The sequence below is a fragment of the Micromonospora sp. CP22 genome (assembly GCF_009712475.1).
GTDB lineage: Bacteria > Actinomycetota > Actinomycetes > Mycobacteriales > Micromonosporaceae > Micromonospora.
Map to the genome: position 1 here is coordinate 25,834 of NZ_VCJO01000011.1, position 25,283 is coordinate 51,116.

Below are 25,283 nucleotides of genomic sequence, written 5' to 3' on the forward strand. Positions count from 1 at the left end.
ACGTCAAGAACCGGTCGGATCCGGCTGTCGGCGAGCGTCGTCGCGGATGCGGGTGGCTAGGTCGAGGGCGGCGCGGATCGGGTCGTGGGCCCAGGTGCTGGCGAACGCGTCGTACAGCCGCCAACCGGCCCGGATGAGCGTGCGCTGCCGCTCCACGTGCGCGGTCACGCCGTCCGGATGCACTCCGCACATCAGACCGACCGGGCCGTCGTCGCCGACGCAGAGGTCGACCCGCCAGCGGCCCACGGGGTAGCCGGGTCGTACGTCCAGCCCGATCCGGGTCAGCTCGACCGCGAGAGCGTTCGCCCATGGGGCGGGCGGCGTGGGTTCCGGCTCGGTGGCGTTCAGCGGTTGTTCGGCGTACCGGAGATAGTCGCCGATGATGCCCTCCGGGGCCTGGAGCGACGTGACCACGGTGAGCCGCTTCCGGGCCCGGGTGACCATGACGTTGAACAGGTTCGGCTCGGCGACGAACCGGTGGCGTGCGGGTGGGTCGGCGTCGACCAGCCCGAGCGTGGCGATCACCACGTCGGCCTCGCTGCCCTGGAACGCGTGCACCGTTCCGGTACGCAGGCCCAACCGTTCGATCGCGTCGACGTCGTACGCCGACAGCAGTGCCGCCTCCACCGCGTCGGCCTGGGCGCGGAACGGGCTGATCACTGCGACGCCGCCCGGTGGGGGTCGGTCGGCGAGGGCGTCAACCAGGCCGAGTACGGTCGCCACCTCGGCCTGGTTGACGCCGTCGACCACCGTGGCGTCGGCGACGGTCACCACGTCGATGGCGTCGGCCCGTTCGTTGCCCGGGTGCCGGGTGACCAGTTCCAGCCGGTCGTCGTAGAACCGGCGGGCGGAGAATCCGATCAGGTGCGGCGCGCAGCGGTGATGTTCACCGAGCCAGGTGACGGGTGCGGCACCGGCCGCCACGTCGAAGGCGCTCGCCCGGCGCACGTCGAGTCGGTCGGTGAAGCCGGCCAGACCGTGCCGGTGCAGCGTGGCGGTCACGTCCGCGTCGGACACGAACGACACGAACCGCAACTGCCGGGGATCACCGGCGACCAGAGCCCGGCGGGCGCGGGCCAGCACCGGGGCGGCCCGCAGTTGGTCGATGTGCGCCGCCTCGTCGAGCACCACCAGGTCGAACATGCCGGCCGCCGGTGGCAGCAGGTCCTCGACGTCGGCGACCGTGCCCACCCACAGCGGCAACGCCCGGACCAGGGCGTCGGCGTCCAGCGCGGCGAGCAGTTCCCGGCGGCGGTTGCGTCCGGCCCGCAGTGCGGTGCCCAGGCCGCTGGCGGCGCGCCGGGCATCCCCGGTCCACCGTCGTGCGCTGGCGGTCTGGTTCCGCAACGCCGTGCCGACCGCCTCGGCGAGCGCGACGTCCGCTTCGGCCAGCGCCCGCCAGGCGGCGGCCAGGTCGGTGCCGCCGTGCGAGGACAACCGGGCGGCGGCCCGTACGGCGTGTGCCGCGTCCACCGCCGCCCGTAGCTGGGGTAACGGTACGTCGGTGCGGGCGCCGGTGAGCCGGTGGAGTCGGCGGGTGGCGTGCGACCGACGCCACCGGGACCACCAGCCGTCGCCGTCGCGGCTGGCGTCGTGCAGGGCGGCGCGGATCGCGGCGAGGTCGGTGTCCGGCTCGAACACCGCCGGAGCGTCGTGGCTCAGCGCGGGCAGCAGCGGCTGCCAGTCGGAGAGCGTGGCGGCGAGCCGTTCCTGCTCGAGCGCGGCGACGATGCCCGCTCGGGTTCCGGTGACCCGGTCCAGGGCGGTCGACACGGCGGTGCTGTCCCGGCGCAGCTGGGCGTCGTCCACGCCGACTGCGACGCCACCGGCAAGCTCGGTGGCGATGGCCCCGCGCCGCTCGGCATCGCCGAAGAGCACAGGTGGTGGGCCCGGATGTCGGCGCAGCAGTTCCCCCAGCACCTCGGCGGCGTGAGTCGACTGGGTGGCCACCAGCACCGATCCGCCGCGCGCCACGGTGTCCAGCGCGGCGGCGACCAGGGCGTGACTCTTGCCGTTGCCCGGGGCACCCGAGACCACCACCACGGGTGCCGTCCTGGTCCGGCGGATCACGTCCTGCTGGGCGGCGTTCAGCGGCAGGGGCGACAGCACGTCGTCCGCGTCGGTGAGATCGGCTGTGCTCGGGGCCTGCGCGGTGCCGTCGGTGCCGAGGTAGAGCCGGTTCAGGGCGGTGTCCGCCAGCCCGGGTCGGCCCGCCCAGCTCAACAGGGTGTCGCGGAGACGACCGGCGAACACGTCGCGGGTCACGAAGATCGCTGCCGCGGCCACCCCGGTGACATCGTCGTCGACGCCGCGCGGCGGGCGCGTCTGGACCGTGGCCACCTTCACGCCGGCGGCCTCGGCCGCCGAGGCGATCCAGGCGGTGGTGCCGGGGGCGGTCAACCAGCCGGGTCCGGCGAGCCCCGGTGCGGCCTCCAGCCGGGCGGCGAGTTCCCGATCCTCGATCAGCGAGGTCAGTTCGAGGTCACCGGCCGGCACGACCCGGTACCCGCGTCGGCTGCGTTGCAGGCGTACCGGCTGGGCCAGCAGCGGCAGCCGGATCCGTCGCCGGGTGCCGTCCAGGTCGGCGGTGCCGACGAGGAAGGCCAGTCCGAGGCGGAGGATCCGTTCGTCGCGGTGCAGGGCGTCGAGCGCGGCGAGCCGGTCCAGTCGTGCGCTACGTGGACCCCGGTGCGGTTCCGGCAGCCAGACCAGCGGCCGACCGGGCCCGGAGACGTCGAGGACCCGCTCGGCACCGGCCGGGGCCAGGTCGGCGAGCGCGGTGAGGATGGCCGCCGCGTGCATCGCCCGCAGATTCTGCCCTACCTGGTCCCGCCCGGGACCCCCGTCCACCTCGCCGCTGTCCACGACCGGCGGTGACCGAATTTGACACAGGCCCTGGCTAGCCTGACGGCCATGACTCTTGATCTCCTCCTGCTACCCGATCCCGTTGGAGAGTCCTCGCTGAAGGCGTCGGACGGCGAACGGAAGGACACGGGTGATTCGTCCGACTCTCAGGCGTGGGATGCCATCGTCTCCGGCGTACGGGACGTCGTCGGCGAGGTGGTGCTGGGCGAGGACGGCCCGAACCGCACGCTGACGCACCAGGCCAGCGGCATCACGGTGCGCTACCGGTCTGGTGAGGCGGCCGTCAACCTGCCGTTCTGGCACAGTGGCGCGGATGCTGAGTGGTTCGTCCGGACCACCTACCGGATCGGGCACGTGGTGGCGGACGCGACGGGCCTCGTCGCCCACGTCTCGCAACTGGGTGTGCCGCTGACCGAAGCTGAGTCCAGCATCGGCGCCGCGGTCGACGTGCTGTTCGAGGAGGGGCCCGTCTCGTCGCACCTCTGGCCGCGCGATGGCATCCGGGTCTACTTCACCGGCCCCGCCACCCTCGCCGACGCCGCGCAGCGCCTGAGGTCGATGGTGGTGGCCGAGGAGAACGACCGACTCACCGTGCAATGGGATGACGGTCCCCAACTGGAGGTGACCTTCGAGGCGGGGCCACGGATCGCCATCGAGGCCGCCGAGGTCGCCGAGGACTATGGCATTCCGGAGATGGCCGCCTACGACCGCCGGTTCCAGGTCACCTTCGACGATCTCGACGAGGTGCTCCAGGAGACCAACACCCTGATCGACGTCACTCTGCACCTCCAGGATCTCACCGGGGGTTACGTGAGGCGTTCCTGGAACGACGAGGTGTCGCCGCCGTACGACAGCTAGTGCGGTGGTGGGGCCGTCGGGTGTCGACGGCCCCACCAGGTCGGGCGTGCTGTCCCGGGGGACGGCCGGGTTGGTGCGCTAGTTGGCGTACGTCTCGAACTCGGCGACCCTCGGGGTGCCGGTCGAGCTGGTGATGTCGAAGGTCACCTTGCGCATCGACGTCGGGGCGAAGCTGATGACGCCCGCGCCGGTGCCGGAGGCCAGCACCGCGCCGGTGTCGTGGTTGAGGACCCGCCAGTTGCGGATGGTGCCGTCGGAGCCGGACGCCTCACGGATGTTGATCCGGGAGACCGTGGTGGCGGAGCCCCACTTGATCGAGATCTGTCCGGTGGTGCCGTTCGGCGACCAGGCGGTGTTCATGTTGCCGTCGCGCACGTCGCCGTAGCTGGTGCCGCTGGCCTTGCTGGAGCCGTCGGAGCCGGCGCCGATGCTGAGGTTGGGGCCGCTGGGCTGGCTCGGCGTCGGGCTGCTGCTCGGGGGTGGGGTGGTGTTGGTCGGCCCCGGCGTCGGGCTGGTCGGCCCGGCGGTCGGGCTCTGCGGCGTGCAGTTGCCGTTCGAGGTGCGGATGCCCTTGTTCGCTCCGGCGGTCTGGCTGACGATGCTCGGCACGCAGCTGGCCGAGTCGAGGTGGTACGAGTACGGGACGCTGACGCTGGTGTTGGAGGTCGGGTTGGGCCCGGCCGGGTTGGTGTCGCCGCTGCGGCTCGACCAGGTCACGTTGTCGAAGATGTTGCCGCTGACCTGCCAGTAGCCGGCCGCGCTGGTGTAGAAGGTGCCCAGCACGTTCTTGGCGTCCTGGAAGTAGTTGTTGTCCACCTTGGCGCGCGCACCGGCCCGGGAGTTGATGCCGGACTCGTTGAGGCGTACGTAGTGGTTGTTGAAGATGTGGGCGATGCCGCCACGCAGCAGCGGCGTACGGGAGTCGATGTTCTCGTACCGGTTGTGGTGGAACGTGACGTACCCGTTGGACAGGTCGCTCTCGCTGGACCCGATCAGCCCACCCCGGCCGGAGTTGCGCAGGATGCTGTAGGACAGCGTCACGTACTGGGTGTTGTTCTTCATGTCGAACAGCCCGTCGTAGCCCTCCGACTCGCCGCCGGACGCCTCCAGCGTGACGTGGTCGACCCAGACGTTGCGGACGTTGGCCTCCATGCCGATGGCGTCGCCACCGTTGGACGTGGGCGAGCCCGACTTCTTGACGTTCCGGACCGTCACGTTCTGGATGATGATGTTCCGGGCCTCGCGGATGTGGATGCCGATCTGGTCGAAGAGGGCTCCGTTGCCGACGCCGAGGATGGTGACGTTGCTGATCTGCTTGAGTTCGATCACGTCGGCGGCGGTGTTGCAGCTCGAACCGGACACCTTGCTGGTGTTGCCGTGGTTGATGGTTCCCTCGACCTGAATGATGATCGGGGTGCTGCTGCTGGCCCGGTTGCACAGGGCCGCGTGGATCTGGGTTCCGGTGGTGGCGCGTACGGTCTGCCCGCCGGAGCCGCCGGTGGTGCCACCGTTGCTGCTCGCGAAACCGGTGGCGCTGCCGACTGCGGCGGACGCCTGCGGCATCGTCGTCAGGGTCACGCAGAGCGCGGCTGTCGTGGCGGTGGCGGCCATCCCAGCGAGGAGTCGGAGTGTGACCGTTCGTCTCATCCTGATCTCACTTCCTTGTCGGTGGTGGCGTAAGGAAGGGCCCCCTTCTAACGCCTGAGGTAGAGCAGGGGTCCCCTGTTAACACCTGGGTTACTGCGGGAGGCGGTCGGCGCCGGCGAGGGAACCGACCGCCAGCGGCACCAGCGGAGCCGGCAGCACCGGTCCGTGCCGCAACGAGGGCGTCCAACCGGCGTCGGGGCTCAGGTCGGGGTCGTGTGCGGCGTTGTACGCGGCCACCAGGTCCACCGGGCGGGGCAGCCCGCCCGCCGGATCGACCCAGTTGCCCCGGGTGGTGATCGCGGTGCCACCCCAGTCGTAGAGCAGGTCGGCGGCGTCGACGCCGGTGCCGAGGGTGAAGTGGTTGTTCTCGACGTGCACCGCGGACTGGACGCCGACGCCGATGGCGTACTCGAAGCCGTCACCGCCGAGTCGATAGGCGTTGTTGTAGACGTCGACCTGACCGAAGCGGACTCGAGGCAGCCGTTGGAGCCCGCCGTCGAAGAGGTTGTGGTGCAGGGTGACGTTCAGCCGGCCGACGTCTGGTCCGACGGTGTTGGACGAACCGATCAGCATCAGCTTGTCCCGCCCCACGAAGCGGTTCCACGAGGCGGTGACCAGGCTGGCGGTGTGGGTGATATCCAACGCGCCGTCGTGCACCTGGTAGGGCCGTCCGAAGTACAGCGGCTGGGCGCTGTCCGGGTTGTCCCCGTCGGTGAAGGTGTTGTGGTCGATCCAGACGTTCTCGCTGCGGCGTACCGACAGCAGGTCGAACTGCGAGTTCCAGTTGCCGGCCTCGCCGTCGGTGGGGGACCAGGCGGGGAAGCAGTCCCGGGCATCGTCGAAGGTGAGGTTGCGGACGATGACGTTCGGTGCCCGGTCGATCATCAGGGTGAGCCCGGTCAGCCGCGCCCCCCGCAGCCCGACGATGGTGGTGTTCGGGCCGACGTTGATCTGCGTCTGCCGGGTCTGGTTGGTCACCGACCGGACCCGCGCCTCCTCCAGCGGCCCGCTCGGCGTCACCCGACCCCAGACCGCCGGGTCGTACGCGGCCAGGTACGCCTCCAGCGAGTACCCGGGGTCGGCCAGGTCGGTACAGGACAGCAGTCGGCCGTCGGCAGTCTCGAAGCCGTCGATGCGGCCCTTGACGTACACGATCTTGGGGGTGTCGTTCGTCGCGTTGGTGGCGTTGTCCCCGCCGAGCGCGTCGACCAGTTCCGCGCGGCTGCTCACCACGTGGATCTGGTCGGCCGAGGCGGCGGAACCTCCGGTGGTGCCCGGCCCGGCGGCTGCCCAGCCGTCGCCGGTTGGCAGGGTCTGTCGGCCCAGCTGGCGGGCCAACGGTGACAGGGGTGCCGAGGCACCCCGCTGGAGCTGGCTGCCGTCGGTGGCGTCCGGATGGCTGGCCGGTCGGGCCAGGGCAGCGGCGGGCGCGGCGCTCAAGGCGATAGTGATCGATGTCGCGATGGCGGCAAGTCTGCGCATCGGTTCGTTCCGTTTCCTTCGTCGCTGTTTCCTATTAGCCTCGAAGGTTACGGTCGTGCTTTTATTGTGGTCAATATTATGGATGTGCAGATTTGTTGCAGTAAATGCTGTCGGGTGGCATCGTCCCGACGGGCTGTGGTCGGGAAACCGCTGTTCATCGCATTGTCTCTGGTCCTGTGTGGATCGGAGAGTTTGCAGTTTGTTGCGGCGACGCCTCCTATTCTTGCCCGGTCAGGTCGGTGTGCCAAGGGGTAATCGCCCAGGGCACGCCGAGTTCCGACGGCAACCGACCCTGATCGGCCACCTGACGTAGCACCTCGTTCACGCCACGCACCCGAAGGACCCGTTGTGGACCGACACCGACGCTCTCCACCAGATCACCGTCGAGCAGCGTCGGCTCGGGCGACGCCTGCAACGCGGTCAGCACGGCGGTGAACGGCGCGGTCCGGGCCAGCGGCGCGATCAGCGGCACCTGCGGATCGGCCCGATGAGCCAGCAGGTTCTCCAGCAGCCCACGGCGGCCGGGCACCTCACCGGCGGTGGTCTCACCGGGCAGCCGCAACCGGTCGGTCGGGTACTCCAGCACCGCCCGACCGGCATCCCCGGTGACGATCACCTCACCGGCGATGAAGTCCTCGCCGGCGAGGGTCACGGCGGCCACGATCGGCGGTCCGAGACGCGGCCGTACCCGCAGCACAGCAGTGTCGTCCACCTCGATCGGCCGGACCCGGTACCGCTCCACCTCGATGCTGACCGGCTCCACTGGGCCACCACCGACCGCCTCGGCGACCGCCAGGCACTGCATCACCGCGTGGGCGAGGGGGTTGGCCAAGGCTCCGTCGAGCACCGGACGCCCGTCGAGCAGGCGACGCCCGGCCCAGGGCGCGCGGGCGTAGTAGGCGTCCGGGCGTTGCCAGGCGGCCACCGTGGCGATGCCGGTGACCGCACCCAGCCGTCCCGCCGACACCGCGTCGGTCAACATGGTCAGCGCCGCCGAACCGAGTGCCTGGAAACCGACCTGCACGACCCGCCCGGTGCTGCCCAGTGCGGCGGTCAGTGCCTCGTGCTCGGCGGTGCACAGCACCGGTGGCTTCTCCAGCAGCACGTCCGCTCCGGCGGCCACCGCCTCCCGGGCGATCGGCAGGTGGGTGTGCGGTGGAGTGCAGATGACCACCACGTCCGGCGAGACGTCGGCGAGCATCGCGCGGTGGTCGGTGAACACCGGGACGTCGGCCGGGACCGGAGCCGTCGGTTCCGGCTCGATCGGATTGGTGTCGACCAGCGCGGCCAGCCGTACCCGACCCTCGTCGTGCAACCGACCGATCACCCGACGGTGCCAGCGACCGTGCCCGTTCGCCCCGACCAGCGCCACGCGCGGAACGTTAATAGGGGCCCCTTCCTCTACCGCAGGCGTTAACAAGGTGCCCTTCCTTACCGTCATACCGCATTGGACAGGGTGGGGAGTACGCCGTGGCGGTGCAGGTCGGTGAGCCACGCCACCAGGTCGGCCCGGACCTGCTCGTCGGCGGCGACCTCGGGTGGGACGACCTCGTCGAGGCCGAGGATCGCGTCCACCGCCCCGGCCGGGGTCTGCGGCGCGGCGGCCAGGGCCGCGCGGATCACCTCCGCCAGCGGGTCGTCCAGCGGCAGGGCGCTGCCGTCGTCGGCGCTGCCCTGGCTGAACCGGATCCAGGCGGCCACGACGAGCGCCGCCCAGCGCGCCGACCGTCCGGCCGCGCGCAGGTCGGCGATCGTGTGCAGGACACGCTGCGGCAGCTTCTGCGAACCGTCCATCGCCACCTGGAGGGTGCGGTGCCGGATCGCCGGGTTGCCGAAGCGTTCCAGCACCTGCTCGCCGTAGGCGACCACGTCCACCCCGTCGGGCGGGGCGAAGCTGGCGGCCACGTCCTCGGCGATCATCCGGCGCAGCACGTCGCCCAGATGCGGCATCGCGAGGGCGTCCGCGATCGTCTCGCGGCCGGCCAACGCACCGAGGTAGGCGGTCGCCGAGTGCACGCCGTTGAGGGCGCGCAGCTTCAACCGCTCCCACGGGCCCGCGTCCGCGCAGAGCACCGCCCCGGCACGGTCCCAGGCGGGACGACCGCCGGGGAAGTCGTCCTCGATGACCCACTGGGTGTACGGCTCGGCCGCCACCGCCGCGAGGTCCTCCACGCCGAGCGCGTGTCGGGCCGCCGCGAGGGTCTCCGGGGTGCTGGCCGGGACGATCCGGTCCACCATGGTGCCCGGGAAACCGACCTGTGTCCCGACCCAGTCGACCACCTGTCCCGGGGTGTCCGCGTACGCCATGCACTGGGTGACCAGGCCGCGTAGCCGGCGGCCGTTGGCGGGCAGGTTGTCGCAGCTGACCAGGGCGATCGGCCCGGCGTCGGCGGCCGCACGGGCCAGCAGCCCACGGACCAGCAGCCCCGGCACGGTGACCGGCGGCCGGTCGGTGGTCAGGTCGGCGACCAGGTCGGCGTCGGGACGTAGCGTGCCCGCGGCCGGGTCGAGCTGGTACGCCTTCTCGGTCACGGTCAGGGTGACCACCCGGATCGCCGGGTCGGCCAGCAGCGCCACCACCGCCTGCGGGTCGGCGGCGGCCAGTCGCACCCCGGCCAGCGACCCGACCACCCGGGTACGCCGGTCGTCAGCGGAGAGCGTGCTGACGCTGAACAGATTGTCCTGGGCGGCCAGCGTCTCCACGAGCGTCGCGTTGCGGGGCGCCACGCCGACGATGCCCCAGTCGCCACCGGCCAGCCCGATCGCCTGTTCGGTGTAGACGGCCTGGTGGGCGCGGTGGAACGCGCCCAGCCCGAGGTGCACGACTCCGGCGCGTACCGTGCCTGGACGGATCAGTGGGCGGGCCTCGGCGGGTAACCGGCGTACCACGTCCAACCCGAGCCGGGACGCGCCCACGGTCACCGCCACGCCGGGCCGTCCGGGAAGCGGAAGGTGGTGATCGACTCGGGACGCATGGTGGCGCTGTAGCCCGGCGCGGTGGGCAGCAGGTAGCGCCCGTCGCGGGTGCGTACCGGGTCGACGAAGTGCTCGTGCAGGTGGTCGACGTACTCGATCATCCGTCCCTCCAGACTGGTGCCCACCCGTAGGTAGTCGAAGATGGCCAGGTGCTGCACGTACTCGCAGAGGCCGACACCACCGGCGTGCGGGCAGACCGGCACCCCGAACTTCGCCGCCATCAGGATCTCGGCGAGCACCTCGTTGACCCCGCCCACCCGGCAGGCGTCGATCTGCATCACGCCGATCGCCTCGGCCTGGAGCAGCTGTTTGAAGATGACCCGGTTCGCGGCCACCTCCCCGGTGGCGACCCGGCACCGCCCGCCGGTCAGCTCCTCCATCGCGCGGGCGATGCGGGCGTGGCCGAGGATGTCGTCGGCGTGGGTCGGCTCCTCGATCCAGTACGGGTCCACCTCGACGAGGGCCGTCATGTTGGTGATCGCCTCGTCGACGTCCCACACCTGGTTGGCGTCCATCATCAGCAGCGCGTCGGGGCCGATCTCCGCCCGGATGATCCGGGCCCGCCGCAGGTCGTCGGCGGGCGGCCCACCGACCTTCATCTTCATCGCCCGCCACCCCTGGGCGTACGCGTCCCGGGTGAGCGCCCGGACCTTGTCGTCGGGGTAGCCGAGCCAACCCACCGAGGTGGTGTACGACGGGAAGCCGTCGCGGTCCAGCAGGCCGAGGCGGTCGGCGAGCCCGTCGCGCCCCTTGTCCAGGATCGCGGCGGCCTCGTCGGGGGTGAGCGCGTCGGTGATGTGGGTGAAGTCGACGTTGGCCACCAACTCGTCGGTGGGCAGTTCGGCCAGGTAACGCCACATGGGTTTGCCGGCCAGCTTGGCCCGCAGATCCCACACCGCGTTGACCAGGGCACCGGTGGCCATGTGGATGACCCCCTTCTCCGGCCCCAGCCAGCGCAACTGCACGTCGGCCGCGAGCGAGCGCCAGAACGCCACCGGCGCGGCGGCGATCTCCGCCACGTCGCGTCCCCGTACGTGGTGGGCCAGGGCGTCGACCGCCGCGCAGGTGATCTCGTTGCCCCGGCCGTTGGTGAAGGTGAAGCCGGCGCCGGTCGGTTCGCCGTCGGTGCTCAGCTCGACGTACGTCGCCGAGTAGTCGCCCCGGTTGATCGCGTCGGAGCCGTCACCACTGGCGGCGGTGGGGAACCGTACATCGTGCACGGTGACGTCGGTGATGATGGTCATTGTTGCCTTCCGTTCGCGACTGCGGGGCCTCGCCGCACTGCGCTCCTGGCGCTCACCACGTCTCCCCGAACTTGAAGACCCGCTTCGGCAGTCGGTACGCGAGGTCGACCATGGTCTCGGCGGCCTCGTCCATGGGCAGCCGGTGCTCGGCGACCAGCCGGGCCAGGAAACCGGCGTCGATGCGGCGTGCCACGTCGTGGCGGACCGGGATGGAACAGAACGCGCGGGTGTCGTCGACGAACCCGGCGGTGTTGTAGAAACCGGCGGTCTCGGTCACCGCCTCGCGGAAGCGGCGCAGCACCTCGGGGGAGTCCAGGAACCACCAGGGGGCACCGAGCAGCAGGGCGGCGTACCCACCGGCCAGCGGTGCCAGCTCCCGGGTGAAGGTGTCCTCGTCGAGGGTGTACAGCACCACCCGCAGCCGAGGGTCGTTGCCGTGGGCGTCCAGCAGCGGGGCGAGGGCGTGCACGTACTCGGTGACCTGCGGGATGTCGCCGCCCACGTCGCGGCCGTGCCGGGCGTACAACCACCGGTTGTGGTTGCGCACCGCCCCCGGATGCAGCTGCATGACCAGGCCGTCGTCGAGCGACATCCGGGCGAACTCCAGCAGCATGTGCGCGCGGAACGCCTCCGGGTCACCCGGCTCGGCCACGCCCCGCCGCGCCCGGTCGAACAGCGTCGCCGCGTCGGCACCGAGGTCGAGGGTCCGGGCGGTCGGGTGGCCGTGGTCGGAGGAGGTGGCACCGGCGGCGATGAAGGCGGCCCGGCGGGCGCGCAGGGCGGCCAGATAGCCGGCGTACGTCCCGGTGTCCTCTCCGGTGATCTCGCCGAGCTGGTCGACGTTCGCCGACCAGCCCTCGAAGTCCAGGTCGACCACGTTGTCGGGGCGGAAGGTGGTGACCACCCGTCCGCCCGGCCCGCCCCAGCCGTCGGCGGCCAGCTTGGCGTGCCGACCCAGGTCGTCCAGGGGTGACTCGGTGGTGGCGAGCACCTCGATGTTGAACCGCTCGAACAGCGCCCGGGGGCGGAAGCCGGGCTCGGCGAGCCGGGCGGCCAGGGCGTCGTAGACCTCGTCCGCGGTGCTCGGCGTGAGCCGCGTGTCGACGCCGAACACCTCGGTGAAGGTCTGCTCCAGCCACAGCCGTGACGGGGTGCCGCGGAACAGGTGCCAGTGGTCGGCGAAACGACGCCAGATCCGTCGCCCGTCGGTCTCCACCGGGCTGCCGTCGCGGCTGGGTACGCCCAGCTCGCCGGGCGGGACGCCCTGGCTGAGCAGCATCCGGGTCAGGTAGTGGTCGGGCACGATGAGCAACTGGGACGGGTCGGGGAAGGGCTGGTCCTCGGCCAGCAGTGTCGGGTCCACGTGCCCGTGCGGGGAGATGATGGGCAACTGCGCCACCAGCGCGTACAGCTCCCGGGCCAGCGCGCGTTGGCCCGGCTCGGCGGGGAGGAGCAGGTCGGGTCTGGTCGAGGTGGGCACGGAAAGCGGCTCCTGTGGTCGAGTCAGTCGAGGGTGAGCAGGTCGGCGACCCGTACCGGGGCGCCGGTGTCGAAGGACCGGTTGGCGGCCAGGCCGGTGAGCAGGGCCAGGGCGCCGTCGCGGGCGCTGGCGGCGCGGTGCAGCGGATCGGGTACGCCGCCGAACAGCACCTGGGTCATCCGGGCGTCGGCCCCGCCGTGCCCGTGGCGGGTGTACCCGTCGACCTCGATGCGTCGTGGCGGTGACCAGAAGGGACGCAGGGTCAGCGTGGCGGCGCCGCCCTCCTCGGCGGCCTGGTCACCGTGCAGCGCGGCGCCCTTGAGCGCGCCCGCCGCGGCCGGGCTGACGAACTCGCTCTCGGTGACCTCCAGTTCGAGGCGGCCACGGCTGCCGTTGACCATCACCCGGTAGCCCTCCCAGGGCGCGTACGCGGTGAGGTGGTAGGTCATCGTGGCCCCGCTGGAGTAGGTGACCAGCACCGCCATGTCGTCCTCGATGCTGACCCCCGGGGCGAAGACGTTGCGGTCCCGGTGGTAGCCGTCCTCGGCCTCGGCGTCGAGGTACAGCTCGCGCAGCCGGGGATGCTCGGCCAGCCGCAATGCGAACGGGTCGTCGTCGGCGGCCGGGCAGCCGTGCGCCCGGTCGTAGTCGCGGGCGTAGCCGTGCCGCCGACCGGTGTCGCCGTAGAAGAACAGTCTGCCGGCGGCGTACACCTGCACGGGTGTGGCGTCCAACCACCAGTTGACCAGGTCGAAGTGGTGGCTGGCCTTGTGCACCATGAGACCGCCGGAGTTGGCCTTGTCGCGGTGCCAGCGGCGGAAGTAGTCGGCGCCGTGGCGTACGTCGAGCAGCCACTCGAAGTGCACCGACCCGATCTCGCCGACCGCGCCCTCGGCCAGCAGCCGGCGCAGTTGCTCGTGCAGCGGGTTGTAGCGGTAGTTGAAGGCCACCGTCACCCGCCGCCCGGTACGCCGGGTCGCGTCGAGGATGCGCTGGCAGCGCGGTGCGTCGGTGGTCATCGGTTTCTCGGTGACCACGTCGCAGCCGGCCTCCAGGGCGGCCACCACGTACGCGTCGTGGGTGACGTCCACCGAGGTCACCAGCACCACGTCGACGTGCTCCTTGACCAGCATCGCGGCGAAGTCGTCCGCGTGGTACGTCGGCACCGGCCGGTGGCCCAGCTCGCCGAGCCACCGGTTGTGGGCGTCCATCCGCGCCTGGTTGACGTCGGCGAAGGCGACCAGTTCGGCGGTGTCGGCGTGGTCGCGCACCAGCGCCCGGACGAACATCTCGGCGCGGGCGCCGGTGCCGACCACGGCGTGCCGTGCCCGTCTGCCAGGTTGCGGTGACACCTAGCGATCCTCCTCGATCTCTCTGCAAACCTTTGCACCGAAGTAACCACGGTCGATTGGCTCGCGTCAACGACGGTTCAAAAATCGGCGGCTTTTGCCCCATTTGGAGGGCATACCTGTGCATGGTGAGCGGCCCGCCGAAACACAGCTGTAATCATCCACCGTTGACACTGGAGCAACCGTTTGCATTAATTGGCGGCACCCGTGACCGCCGACACATCGACGAAGGGGGCCTGGATGCCAGTCACCATCAGGGACGTCGCTCGGGCCTCCGGCGTGCACATCTCCACCGTCTCCCGCACCTTCTCGGCACCCCACCTGGTGAATCCGGAGACCAGGGTGCGCGTGCTCGCGTGCGCCGAGGACCTGGGCTACCGGCCCAACCGCGCCGCTCGCGCGCTGATCACCGGCCGTACCCACAACATCGGGCTGATCATCGCCGACATCGCCAACCCCTTCTTCCCGCCACTGATCAAGGCGGCGGAGAGCCAGGCCCGCCACCGCGACTACCACGTTTTCGTGGCCGACACCAACGAGGACGCCGCGGCCGAGGAGGAGCTGGTCCACGCGTTGGCCAAGCAGGTCGACGGTGTGCTGCTGTGCAGCCCACGGATGAGCAACAGCTTGATCGAGCAGCTCAGCCGGGAGGTGCCACTGGTGGTGGTGAACCGGCAGTTGGCCGGGCTGCCGTGCGTGCTGATGGACGTCGGGCAGGGTGCCCGCACGGCCATCGAGCACCTCGTCGGGCTGGGCCACCGGGAGATCGCGCTGCTCGGCGGCCCACGTGGCTCATGGACCAGCCGGGAGATCCGGCGAGCGGCCAACGCCGCCGCCCGGACCGTCGGCGCGGACCTGACGGTCATCGGCCCCAACCCACCCACCGAGACCGGCGGTCTCGCCCAGGCGGAGCAGGTCCGCCGGGCCGGTGTCACCGCCGTGCTCGCCTACAACGACCTGATGGCGATCGGCCTCCTGGAGGGGCTCGACGCGATCGGGGTCCGGGTGCCGCAGGAGGTCAGCGTCGTCGGCGTCGACGACATCTCGCTGAGCCGACTCACCCGCCCCAAATTGACGACGGTGGCCACACCTACCGCGGCCGCCGGCCGGACGGCCGTCGACATGCTGCTGCAACAGGACACCGACGCGCCGCGCACCGCGCGGGGCGGCGGTGCCGGCGTTGCCGTCGGCGTCCGTCGCACCACCGCACAGGTAATGCTCCAGACCGAGCTGGTCATCCGCGACTCCACCGGGCCGGGCCCCTACGCCGACCCGGAACGTCCCGAAGCCGCTGCCGCTGGCCCGGGCCCGCATCGCCGTGCGGACCCGGGCAACCCGATCGTGGCCGCCGGTGACGTCGTCGCCTCCTAACGCCAAGGAGTGAGCGCACATGCACCCCGCAACACACCCCACCGACAGTGCGCCCGACGGGCGCATCTACCGTACCGCCCTGCTCCGCCGCCGGTTGGTGCGCGGCCTGCTCGCCGCGGTCGTCGCCCTGCCGCTGGTCGGCGCCGCGGCGGCCTGCGGAGACGACGCCGCGTCCGACGGGAAGACCAAGATCTCGATCTTCTGGTGGGGCGGCGAGGCCCGGGCCGGGCTCACCGAGCAGGCGTTGGAGCTGTACACCAAGAAGAACCCGGACGTCACCTTCGAGAAGACCTGGCAGGCCAACCAGGGCTACTTCGACAAGCTGGCCACCCTCACCGCCGGTGGCAACCCGCCGGACATCTTCCAGATCGACGACAACTTCCTCGCCGAGTACGCGGCCCGCAACACCACGCTGGACCTGAAGTCGTACCAGGACTCCGGCAAGCTCGACACCAGCAAGTTCCCGCCCAGCCTGCTCCAGTACGGCGTGGTCGACGGCAAACTCGCCGGCCTGGCCGCCGGGGAGAACACCCAGGGCCTGGTCTACAACAAGACCCTGCTGGAGAAGAACGGGCTGCCGGAGCCGACCACCGGGATGAGCTGGGAGGAGCACATCGCCTGGGCCGAGCAGGTCAGCAAGAAGACCGGTGTGCCCGGCACCCAGGACCCGAGCGCCGACTACAAGGCGTTCTGGGTCTGGCTGCGTCAGCAGGGCAAGGACCTCTACTCCGGCAATGACCTCGGCTTCACCGCCGAGGACGTGACCGCCTGGTTCGAGCTGTGGAAGGGGGCCCGCGACCGGGGCGCCACCCCGCCCCCCGACGTCATCCACGAGGGCAACGCCACCGACATCACCAAGCAGCTCGTGGTCACCGGCAAGTCGGCGACCTCCTGGGTGTGGGTCAACCAGATGCCGGAGCTGAAGAAGAACACCGCCGACGAGCTGGGCGTCATCGCCTACCCGGGCGACCCCAGCGGGCAGTGGGCCCGCGCCTCGATGTACTGGTCGGTCTTCCGGGGCAGCAAGAACGCCGACGTCGCGGTCGACGTGATCAACTTCCTGGCGAACGACCCGGAGGCGGTCGAGCTGCTCGGCACCGACCGTGGCCTGCCGTCCAACCTGGACCTTCGCAAGGTGATCAGCGATGGCACCACCGACGAGGCGATGCAGCAGTCCATCGAGGTGGAGAACAAGCTGGCCGAGACCTTCGGCGAGTCGCCCCAGGTGCCGATCAAGGGCCACAGCAAGGTCCGCGCCGAGCTGACCAAGGCCGCCGAGAACGCGCAGTTCGGCCGGGCGACGCCCGCCGAGGCCGCTGCCCAGTTCGTCGAGGCATGCAAGGCGGCAATCGCCTCCTGACCCGCCGCACCACCTCGGAGAGGAGCAGTTCGTGGCCCTGACCACGGCGCCCGACCCGACCCGACGCGGCACCGGATCCGTCCGGCCCGACGCCACCCGGCGTGGGACCGGACGGATCCGGCACGGGGAAGGTCTGGCCGGATACGTCTTCCTGTCGCCCTGGCTCATCGGCCTGATGGGCATCACGGCGATACCCATGCTGTTGTCGCTCTACCTCAGCTTCACCAACTACGACATCCTGACCCCCTGGTCGGAGGTGGAGTGGGTCGGGCTGGCCAACTACGAACGGATGTTCACCAACGATCCGTCGTGGTGGCACTCGGTAGGGGTGACACTCCGCTTCGCGCTGATCGCCGTACCGCTGAAACTGGCTGCGGCGCTCGGGGTGGCTCTCCTGCTCAACCGGGCCTGGCGTGGCGTGGGGCTGTTCCGTGGTCTGTTCTACCTGCCGTCGCTGCTGGGCGGCAGCGTGGCGCTGGCCATCGTCTGGGTCAACATGTTCAACCGGGAGGGCGCGTTCAACTCCTTCCTCAGCCTGGTCGGCATCCAGGGCAAGCCCTGGGTCAACGACCCGGACTGGGCCCTGGAGACGCTGATGGTGCTGGCCATCTGGCAGTTCGGCGCACCGATGGTGATCTTCCTGGCCGGGCTCAAGCAGGTGCCGACCGAGTTGTACGAGGCCGCCGCCGTCGACGGGGCCGGCAGGTTCCGGCAGTTCGTCAACGTGACCCTGCCGATGCTCTCGCCGGTGATCTTCTTCAACCTGGTGCTGGAGACCATCAACGGCTTCCAGGGTTTCACCGCCGCGTTCGTGCTCAGCAACGGCACCGGTGGCCCGGTCGACTCGACGCTGATGTACACGCTCAACCTCTACATCACCGGCTTCACCGACCTGGAGATGGGCTACGCCTCCGCGATGGCCTGGGTGTTCCTGATCGCCATCGCACTCATCACGGTGGTCTTCTTCAGCACCGGCCGGTTCTGGGTGCACTACTCCGACGGGGAGGAGCACTGATGGCGACGAGCACCATGCCCCCGCCCGTGGCGGCCGGTCGGCGACGGGCGCACAGCCGTTCCTGGCCGCGCCTGATCGTGCTGCTGGCGATCGTCGCGGTCGTGCTGTACCCGTTGATCTGGATGATCGGCACCTCCTTCAAGTCGCCGCAGGAGATCGTCAACAACATCGGCCTGCTGCCGCGCACCTTCACCCCCGGCAACTACACCGACGGGTGGGGCAACTTCGACGTCAGCTTCGCCCGTTTCTTCGCCAACAGCGCGATGGTCAGCCTGCTCACCGTGGTCGGCAACGGGGTGAGCTGCCTGCTGGCCGCGTACGCCTTCGCACGGCTGAGGTTCCGGCTGCGGGGGCTGTGGTTCGCCGTCATGATCGGAACCCTGCTGTTGCCGGGCCACGTGCTGATCGTGCCGCAGTACATCCTCTTCCGCACCCTCGGCCTGGTCGGCGGGGAGTGGCCGTACCTGCCACTGCTGATCCCGCAGTTCCTGGCCACGGAGGCGTTCTTCGTCTTCCTGATGGTCCAGTTCATGCGCGGCATCCCGCGCGAGTTGGACGAGGCGGCCCGGATCGACGGCGCGAACGCGTTCGGCATCTTCCGGCACGTGATCCTGCCGCTGAGCCGTCCCGCCCTGGTCACCACCGCGATCTTCTCGTTCATCTGGACCTGGAACGACTTCTTCCGGCAGCTGGTCTTCCTGTCCAACCTGAGCGACTACACGGTTCCGGTGGCGCTGACCCTGTTCATCGACTCGACCAGCCAGAGTGCGGTCGGGCCGATGTTCGCCATGGCGGTGCTGTCCCTGCTGCCGGTGTTCGTGTTCTTCGTGGCCTTCCAACGGATGCTCGTCGAGGGGATCAACACCAGTGGACTCAAGGGCTGACCGGAGCCGTGACTGGCGGGACACCGTCAGCGACGCCGCCGACCTGGCGTTGCTGGGCATCCTGACCGTGCTCGCCTCGGCACCGGTGCTCACCTCGGCCGCCGCCGTGGGCACCGCCAGCGCGGCCGTGCACGACTGGCTCAGCACCGGCAGTTGGCCGCCGGCCCGGCGTACGCTGTCGCGCTTCGGCCGGGCGCTGCTGCCCGGCGTACCGGTGGTCCTGATCGGGGTGGCCGCCGTCGCGCTGCTCGCCGCCGACCTGGCCGCGCTGGTCAGCGGCCGGGTCCCGGGCGGCCCGGTGGCGCTGGTGCTCACCGTCGTCGTCGCCGCGGCGCTGCTCGGCTACGCCGCCGCGATCGTGGTCGAGGTGGGGCGTACCGGCGGTGTCGCGTGGCGGTCGGCGACCGTCCGGGCCGCCCGTGCCTGCCTCGACCACCCCGCCACCTGCGCCGCGTTGGCCGGCACCAGCCTGGTCGCGCTGCTGGTGGGGGTGCTGGTCACCCCGGTCGCGGTGCCGATCCTCGCCGGGTACGCGCTGGCCGCCGTGCACGCCGTCGCCCGCCGCCGACCGCTCGCCGGGGTGGAGCTGTCATGACCGAGCCGAACCTGACGACCCCCGGCCCCAACGACGACGCCTCCGGCAGCGGTTCGGCGGCGCACCTGCTGGTCGGCGACACGCCGGTGGCCCGTTACGTGCTCGCCCCCGACCTGGGTGTCGAACACGGGCTGCGGCCCTACCTGCACCCGGTCCGTACGCTGGCCGGCACGGTGGTCACCGACGCCCTGCCCGCCGACCACGTCTGGCACCTCGGTGCCTCGTTGGCGGTGCAGGACGTCAACGGCACCAACCTCTGGGGTGGCCGGACCTACGTCCGGGACATCGGATACGTGTGGCGTGGCGACCACGGAAGGATCGACCACCTCGGGTGGGAGGAGCGTAGACCCGACCGGCTCGACCAGCGGCTGCGCTGGTGCGATCCGACCGGCGCGGTGCTGCTGACCGAACGCCGCACCCTCACCGCCTCGGCCGTGCCGGACCACCCGGCCGCCTGGCGACTCGACCTCGCGAGCACCCTCACCGCACCCACCGGGCAGGACATCGTGCTGGGCAGCCCGGCCACCAACGGCCGATTGGGCGGCGCCGGCTACGGGGGGTTCTTCTGGCGGGCGACGGCCGCCGAGCCACCGGAGGTGTTCGCCGGTGAGCTGGTCGGCGAGGAGGCGGTCAACGGCTGTGACCGACCGTGGGTGGCGCTGCGCGGGCGGGCCCCGACCGGTGCGGCGTACACCCTGGTCTTCAGCGGTCTGTCGCCCGGAGACCGGTGGTTCGTCCGCACCACCATGTACCCGGGGGTGTGCGTCGCCTACGCCTTCGAGCAGACCGTGACCATCCCGGCCGGCACCAGCCGACACGGGCACCACCGGGTGGTCGTGGTCGACGGTCGCCTCGACCCGGACGCCGCCGCCGGGCTGGTTGCCCGGGACGGCTGAGAGCGCGGCGGCGGCTTGCCGGCCGGTGGCCGCACGGGCGAGGGTCAACCGGCGCCGAGGCAGACGAACGCCGCCGCGGTCGCCCGTGCGATGTCGTCGCCGACCGCGACGAACGCCTGCTGGGCGTCGGCGAGCGCCTGCGCCGGCCGGACCCCGGCCCGCATCCGTCGGTGCAGGTCCACCATGAGGGCGGTGGTGGGTTCGGCCGGCACCGGTAGCACGGTGGCGATCAGGCACCGGGTGCCCAGCCCCAGCAGCACCGCGGCGAAACCCATGATCTCGTCACCCGGGCGGACTCCGTGCAGCCCGGACTCGCACGCGGAGAGCACCACGCAGGCGGGCGGATGGGTGAGCCGTTCCCACTCGTACGCGAACAGCGGCCCGTCCGCGAGGTCCAGGGTGGAGAACTGGGGGTTGTCCGCGCGGAACGCGCCGTGCGCCGCGATGTGCACCATCGCGGACCGGTTCATCGCCGAGGTCAGCGCGGCGACGGTGGCATCCGCCCCGGTCAGCGTGCGGGCCTCCGGCACCACCTGGCCGAGTCGCTCGACCTCGGCCTGACCGGCCGGTAGCCGTGGGCCGCTGGCCAGCACCGGCGTACCGGCGGCGCACGACTCGCGCTGGTCGGCGTCGAGCCAGACGGTGGCCGACGGAGCGACGGTGACGGACCGGCCGGCGCAGGTGGCCAACCCGGCCCAGGCGACCGAGTGCAGCGGGCCGACCGGCACGATCACCAACGACCGGTCGGCCAGCAGCCGCCGGATCGGGTCGAAGAGCTGGCTGTCGAGCGCCGCGGCGGCGTGGTCGGCGCCCGCCCGTGCGGCGGTCGAGTCCCCGCTGACGATCAGACGGCGCAGCCCGAACCGGTGCCAGCGCGCCAGCTGGGTCGCCCGGCCGAGCGGACCCAGGTCGTGCAGGCTGGCGCGGCCGTCGCGCAGCAGCACCGCCCGCAACCGGTCGCCGTGGGCCACCAACTCGACCAGGACGCGGGAGCCGAGCCGTTCGGCCAGGCGTCGGACGCTCGGCGGTGTCACCACCTGCGCGTCGCCGGGCACCCGCCGGGCCAGGTCCCGGATGCGTTGTTCGAGCCGGGTCTGCCGCTCGCGCAGACTGCGTACCGTCCGCCCGGTCAGCACCGCCTCCTCCAGCAGGCCGCTGACCAGTCGGAGTTCGGCGAGGGCAGCGACCAGGTCGGGATCACTGGGGGGAAGCGCCGGGCGCATTCGTAGCCCGTTGGCACGCCACCGTTCCGCCCAGGCCAGCACCCGGGCCGGCGCGCCGGCCCGGATCGCGATGTCCAGTCCCTCGGCGGCCAGTTCCTGTCCGTACATGCCGCTGTGGGCGCGTAGCTCGGTGGCGCCCAGCGAGGTGCGGTGTCGGTCGAGCACGGCCAGCCCGCGCGCCAGTGCGCGGGCCGCGCCGGCCTCGTCACCGGCGAGCCGACGAGACAACGCCAGGGCGTACCACCCTCGGGCGCGGCGCGGGGCGGTGCCGCGACCACGACTGCGGGCGGCCTGGTCGAACAGCGCCATCGCGGGTCCGCTCCGGCCCAGTTCCGTCGCCAGCTGGCCGGCCTCGACGCGGGTGGTGAGGGCGGGATCCGGCCAGCCGGTGGCGTCGAGCTGATCGGCGGTACGCACCATCGCCCGCAGCAGCGCGGCCGACCGGGTGCCCCGGCGGAACTCGGCGCGCAGCTCGACGTGTCGGGCGAAGGCCGCCCAGGTGTGTCGGCCCTGGCGACGGAACCGGGTGCGGGCCGCCGCCGCGGAGTCGGTGGCGGTCTCCAGGTCACCGGCGAGCAGCGCGGCCCGAGCCTGGGCCAGCAGCGCCTCGGCGAGGTCGGAGGCCATGCCCCGACTGCGCAACTCGTGGATCGCGGCGGCGGCGACCTGCACCGCCTCGTCGACCAGCGGCACCGACAGCAGCAGCTCGAAACGGTCGAGCAGCAGCGCCGGCCGGGGCACGGCCAGTCGCTGGTACTCCTCGCCGACGGCGGCGAAACAGCGCAGCGCGCCCGCGATGTCACCGCGCAGCCCGGCGGCGATCCCGCCGTTCCACCGCGCGTCGGCCGCCGCCAGGTCGAGGCCGAGACCGTAGAACATCGTCGCGGCCCGGGACAGGTCGTCGGTGTCGGCGGCGGTGCCCCGGTGGGCGTTGAGCAGTCCACGGTTGTTGCGGGCCCGTGCCTCCAGCAGCCGGTCCCCCTCACGTTGGGCGATGTCGATGGCGTGGCCGTACTCGCGGACCGCGTCGTCGTACAGCCCTCGGTAGTGCAGCACCACTCCGCGCTGCATCCGGGCGCGGCCGGCGTCCGCGCCGCTCAGCTCGGGTAGCGCGGCGGTCACCTCACGCAGCGCGGCAGCGGTGCGCCCGGCGTTGGCCAGCACGTAGCCGAGGCTCATCCGGGCCAGCGCCTCGGTGCGGGCGGAGCCGGCGCTGCGGACCGCCCGACGCAGGTGACGTAGCGCACCGGGCAGGTCGTTGAGTTCCCGCAGGGCCAGGCCGATGGCCCGCTCGGCGGTGGCGCGCTCGTCGCGATCGGCGTCAGTCGTGGCGAGTACCCGGGTGGCGATCGTGATCGCCTCGGAGGGACAGCGTTGGACGAGGTCGAGCGCCGCCTGGGCGGCTCCGGCACCGCCACCGGCGCGGTCAGGCATAGCTGAGAGAATTCAGCATCCACATTCGAGCGTCAAATGTCGGGTGACGGCGCGCGGCGGAGCGGAACAGGACGCCCTCTCCATTGACTTATGACTATCGATTGGAAGAATCGGTGAGAAGGTTCGCGAGACATCCGCCGCGCCGGTCACCGGTGAGCGTGCCCCCTTCCGCGCAGTTGGAGGATCCGTGCGTCCTGACCAGGCCATCCCGACCGGTCGACCGTCCCGTCGGCAACTGCTCGCGGCGTCCGCCCTGGCCGCGGCGGCGTTGCCGTTCGGCGCGGGACTGCGTCCGACACCCGCCCGCGCCAAGGACAACGACGCTGACGACGCCGCCTATCAGCGTGCCTTCGAGGAGACGCTGAAGGCCGACTGTGATGTGCGGCAGTACCTCGCCGACGGCCGGAACATCCTCTACCGGCCGCGTCAACTGCTCACCGCCACCGACGACGTCCAGCGGGTCGTGGCCTGGCTTAAGGCCGGTGGTCACCCGGTGGCGATCGAGGACCGCTTCGCGGGCGTCACCCGGTTGCGTTTCCCCGCCGAGGTCGACGTGCCCTCGATCGTGACGAGGCTCCGCGACCCACGACAGTGGCCCGGGCAACCGGTGCCTCGGGTCCAACCCCACCACGTGCTGCTCGGCCTGGGCAACATCATGGGCAACCCGGGGTCGCCGCCCCGGGTCGCCCCCGCGCTCGCGCCGCCCGACCCCAAACGGCTCGACGAGGGAGCGGGGGTGACCGTCGGCATCTGCGACACCGGCATCTGGCGTGACGCCGGTGTCTGCCATCCGTCCTGGCTCGGCGGTTCGTACCTGCCCGAGCCGGACGACGAGGATCCGCTCTACCTGCACGCCGACGTGCTCGCGCTACAGGGTGGCCACGGCACGTTCGTCGCCGGGGTGGTGCGGCAGGCGGCACCGGGCGTACGCGTCGACCCGGAAGCGGCGCTGGCACCGACCGGCATCGGTGACGAGGCCATGCTGGTGGCCGCCCTCGAGCGGCTGGTGCCCGAGGTGTCGGTGGTGAACCTCTCGCTGGGCGGCTTCACCCTCGACGACCAGCCCCCGTTGCCGTTGGCCAACGCCGTGGCCGCGCTGCCGAAGGGCACCGTGGTGGTGGCGGCGGCGGGTAACGCCGGCATCGACCGACCACTCTGGCCGGCCGCGCTGGACCAGGTCGTCGCGGTGGCTGCGGCCGTGTCGGGCCCGACCGGCCCGGCACCGGCGGACTACAGCGGATTCGGTCCGTGGGTGAACGCCTGTGCCTTCGGTCTACGGGACAGCACCTACGTCACGGGCCAGCTGCCGCTGCCCGGTCGACCGACCCAGGTGTTCCAGGGCTTCGCCAGGTGGGCCGGGACCTCGTTCGCGACGGCCCACGTCTCCGGTCGACTCGCCGCCCTGATGACCGCCGGTGGTCTCAGCGCCGACGAGGCCCGCTCGGCGTTGCTGGCGGCACCATCCTGGCATCCCGGATACGGTGTGTTCGTCGAATGATCTCTCCGGGGAGCGTCGTGGGGGCGGAGCAGAGTGCCGCGGCTCTGGTGGCCGCCGCAGCCGACGGTGACGAGTCGGCCTGGAACGAGCTGGTACGCCGGTACACCCCACTGGTCTACGCGGTGATCCGTGGGCATGACCTCGGCGGGGTCGACGCGGCGGACGTCAACCAGACGGTCTGGCTGCGCCTGGTGGAGCATCTCGACCGGGTACGCGAACCGGCCGCGTTGGCCGGCTGGCTGACCGTCACCACCCGACGCGAGTGCTACCGGATGTCCCGCCTCGGACGACGGACCCAACCCGTCGACCCGGCCGGCGGCACCTTCGAGGCGTACCACGGCAGTTCACCGTCGGCGGAGGAGGACCTGCTGCTCGCCGAGCGGCGGCAGGCCCTGCGCGAGGGCTTCGCCCAGCTTCCACCGCACTGCCAACAGGTGCTCTCGATGCTGACGGGCGATCCGCCGCTGAGCTACCGGGAGGCCGCCGAACGGTTGGGCGTACCGGTCGGCAGCATCGGTCCGACCCAGGCACGTTGCCTGCGTCGGCTGCGCGCCTGTGCGGCGCTCGCCCCGTTCCTCGACCGGCAACCCGGCGCGACGAAGGGAGGTGACCGCGATGGAGCAGTGGCCGCCGGTCGATGACGTCGCGTTCGCCGCGGAACTGCGCGCGGCCCTCGCGGTCGTCGGCGAGGTGCCCGAGGAACACGTCCGGGCCGCTCAGGCGGCCTTCGCCTGGCGTACGGTGGACGCCGAGCTGACCCTCGCCGAGCTGGTCTTCGACTCCGCCGGTGAGCTGGGCGCGGCCCTGCCCACCCGATCGGCCGGTTCGGCGCGGAACCTGTCCTTCCGTGGCGGTCCGATCGTCATGGAGATCGAGGTCGGTGGCACGGGAATCGTCGGCCAGCTCTGCCCGGCCGACGGTGGCCGAGTCAGTGCCCGGACCGCGACCGGCACCTACGAGGAGACCTCGATCGACGAGGTGGGTCTCTTCTCGCTCGGCCCGCCGCCACCCGGTCCGGTCCGACTGCACGCCTGCTCGGGCGGGTTCACCGTGGTGACCGACTGGATCTGCCTGCGCTGATGCGGCAGGACATCCGTCCGGCAGCT

At 71.5% G+C, this 25,283-nt stretch carries 19 protein-coding genes; 10 read left to right on the forward strand and 9 right to left on the reverse strand.

The features are described from left to right. Nucleotides 1-3: 3 nt before the first annotated feature. Nucleotides 4-2,802 (reverse strand): AAA domain-containing protein, encoded by a 2,799-nt coding sequence (locus tag FF096_RS18315; protein WP_155220137.1) that lies wholly within the window; start codon nt 2,800-2,802, stop codon nt 4-6. Nucleotides 2,803-2,913: 111 nt separating this feature from the next. Between FF096_RS18315 and FF096_RS18320 the strand changes: the two genes are divergently transcribed. Beyond that, the gene (locus FF096_RS18320) at nt 2,914-3,723 is read left to right on the forward strand and encodes a hypothetical protein (RefSeq protein WP_155220139.1); all 810 of its coding nucleotides are present in this window, start codon (nt 2,914-2,916) and stop codon (nt 3,721-3,723) included. 78 nt (nt 3,724-3,801) lie between these two features. Here FF096_RS18320 and FF096_RS18325 read toward each other — a convergent pair whose 3' ends face one another. The 7 genes from FF096_RS18325 to FF096_RS18355 all read right to left on the reverse strand — a co-directional run bounded on the left by FF096_RS18325 (nt 3,802) and on the right by FF096_RS18355 (nt 13,904). Continuing rightward, on the reverse strand, nt 3,802-5,370 hold the full coding sequence (locus tag FF096_RS18325; protein WP_155220141.1) for a polysaccharide lyase family 1 protein: 1,569 nt from the start codon (nt 5,368-5,370) through the stop codon (nt 3,802-3,804). Between the two features lie 90 nt (nt 5,371-5,460). Next, nucleotides 5,461-6,852 (reverse strand): polysaccharide lyase family 1 protein, encoded by a 1,392-nt coding sequence (locus FF096_RS18330; RefSeq protein ID WP_155220143.1) that lies wholly within the window; start codon nt 6,850-6,852, stop codon nt 5,461-5,463. Between the two features lie 217 nt (nt 6,853-7,069). After that, a complete protein-coding gene (locus tag FF096_RS18335) occupies nt 7,070-8,224 on the reverse strand; it encodes a Gfo/Idh/MocA family oxidoreductase (RefSeq protein ID WP_309223542.1) in 1,155 nt (384 codons plus the stop codon). A gap of 65 nt (nt 8,225-8,289) precedes the next feature. Then, nucleotides 8,290-9,780: a mannitol dehydrogenase family protein gene (locus FF096_RS18340; RefSeq protein WP_309223543.1), complete on the reverse strand. Its 1,491-nt coding sequence runs from the start codon at nt 9,778-9,780 to the stop codon at nt 8,290-8,292. Then, on the reverse strand, nt 9,771-11,072 hold the full coding sequence (locus FF096_RS18345; protein ID WP_155220147.1) for an enolase C-terminal domain-like protein: 1,302 nt from the start codon (nt 11,070-11,072) through the stop codon (nt 9,771-9,773). Before FF096_RS18345 ends, FF096_RS18340 begins: the two co-directional genes overlap by 10 nt. Before the next feature lie 52 nt (nt 11,073-11,124). Next, nucleotides 11,125-12,552: a glucuronate isomerase gene (uxaC, locus tag FF096_RS18350; RefSeq protein ID WP_309223544.1), complete on the reverse strand. Its 1,428-nt coding sequence runs from the start codon at nt 12,550-12,552 to the stop codon at nt 11,125-11,127. 23 nt (nt 12,553-12,575) lie between these two features. Continuing rightward, nucleotides 12,576-13,904, reverse strand: a complete 1,329-nt coding sequence (locus FF096_RS18355; RefSeq protein WP_309223545.1) for a Gfo/Idh/MocA family oxidoreductase — start codon at nt 13,902-13,904, stop codon at nt 12,576-12,578. A 237-nt stretch (nt 13,905-14,141) separates the two neighbouring features. On the opposite strand from FF096_RS18355, the gene FF096_RS18360 reads away from it, so the two are divergent. From FF096_RS18360 to FF096_RS18385, 6 genes are read left to right on the forward strand one after another with little or no spacing between them, the layout of a single operon-like run. Next, nucleotides 14,142-15,272, forward strand: a complete 1,131-nt coding sequence (locus FF096_RS18360) for a LacI family DNA-binding transcriptional regulator (RefSeq protein WP_155220151.1) — start codon at nt 14,142-14,144, stop codon at nt 15,270-15,272. 19 nt (nt 15,273-15,291) lie between these two features. Then, nucleotides 15,292-16,632 carry an ABC transporter substrate-binding protein gene (locus FF096_RS18365; protein WP_155220153.1) on the forward strand — a complete coding sequence of 447 codons (1,341 nt, stop codon included), beginning with the start codon at nt 15,292-15,294 and terminating at the stop codon, nt 16,630-16,632. Between the two features lie 31 nt (nt 16,633-16,663). Continuing rightward, nucleotides 16,664-17,647, forward strand: a complete 984-nt coding sequence (locus FF096_RS18370; protein ID WP_309223546.1) for a sugar ABC transporter permease — start codon at nt 16,664-16,666, stop codon at nt 17,645-17,647. A gap of 14 nt (nt 17,648-17,661) precedes the next feature. Then, a complete protein-coding gene (locus tag FF096_RS18375) occupies nt 17,662-18,531 on the forward strand; it encodes a carbohydrate ABC transporter permease (RefSeq protein ID WP_375335358.1) in 870 nt (289 codons plus the stop codon). Then, complete coding sequence (locus tag FF096_RS18380; RefSeq protein ID WP_309223547.1) at nt 18,515-19,126, forward strand: hypothetical protein; 612 nt, start codon at nt 18,515-18,517, stop codon at nt 19,124-19,126. Before FF096_RS18375 ends, FF096_RS18380 begins: the two co-directional genes overlap by 17 nt. Next, nucleotides 19,123-20,022: a PmoA family protein gene (locus tag FF096_RS18385; protein WP_155220157.1), complete on the forward strand. Its 900-nt coding sequence runs from the start codon at nt 19,123-19,125 to the stop codon at nt 20,020-20,022. Before FF096_RS18380 ends, FF096_RS18385 begins: the two co-directional genes overlap by 4 nt. 44 nt (nt 20,023-20,066) lie before the next feature. Here FF096_RS18385 and FF096_RS18390 read toward each other — a convergent pair whose 3' ends face one another. Continuing rightward, a complete protein-coding gene (locus FF096_RS18390; RefSeq protein ID WP_155220159.1) occupies nt 20,067-22,679 on the reverse strand; it encodes a CHAT domain-containing protein in 2,613 nt (870 codons plus the stop codon). A 187-nt stretch (nt 22,680-22,866) separates the two neighbouring features. Here FF096_RS18390 and FF096_RS18395 point away from each other — a divergent pair, with 187 nt between their 5' ends. Genes FF096_RS18395 through FF096_RS18405 form a run of 3 tightly spaced genes read left to right on the forward strand, consistent with a single transcriptional unit; the run spans nt 22,867 to nt 25,257 of the window. Next, entirely contained in the window at nt 22,867-24,177 is a 1,311-nt protein-coding gene (locus FF096_RS18395) for a S8/S53 family peptidase (RefSeq protein ID WP_309223548.1), read from the forward strand. A gap of 17 nt (nt 24,178-24,194) precedes the next feature. Then, the gene (locus FF096_RS18400) at nt 24,195-24,818 is read left to right on the forward strand and encodes a sigma-70 family RNA polymerase sigma factor (protein ID WP_309223549.1); all 624 of its coding nucleotides are present in this window, start codon (nt 24,195-24,197) and stop codon (nt 24,816-24,818) included. Further along, on the forward strand, nt 24,793-25,257 hold the full coding sequence (locus FF096_RS18405; RefSeq protein WP_155220163.1) for a hypothetical protein: 465 nt from the start codon (nt 24,793-24,795) through the stop codon (nt 25,255-25,257). Before FF096_RS18400 ends, FF096_RS18405 begins: the two co-directional genes overlap by 26 nt. The last annotated feature ends 26 nt before the right edge of the window (nt 25,258-25,283 follow it).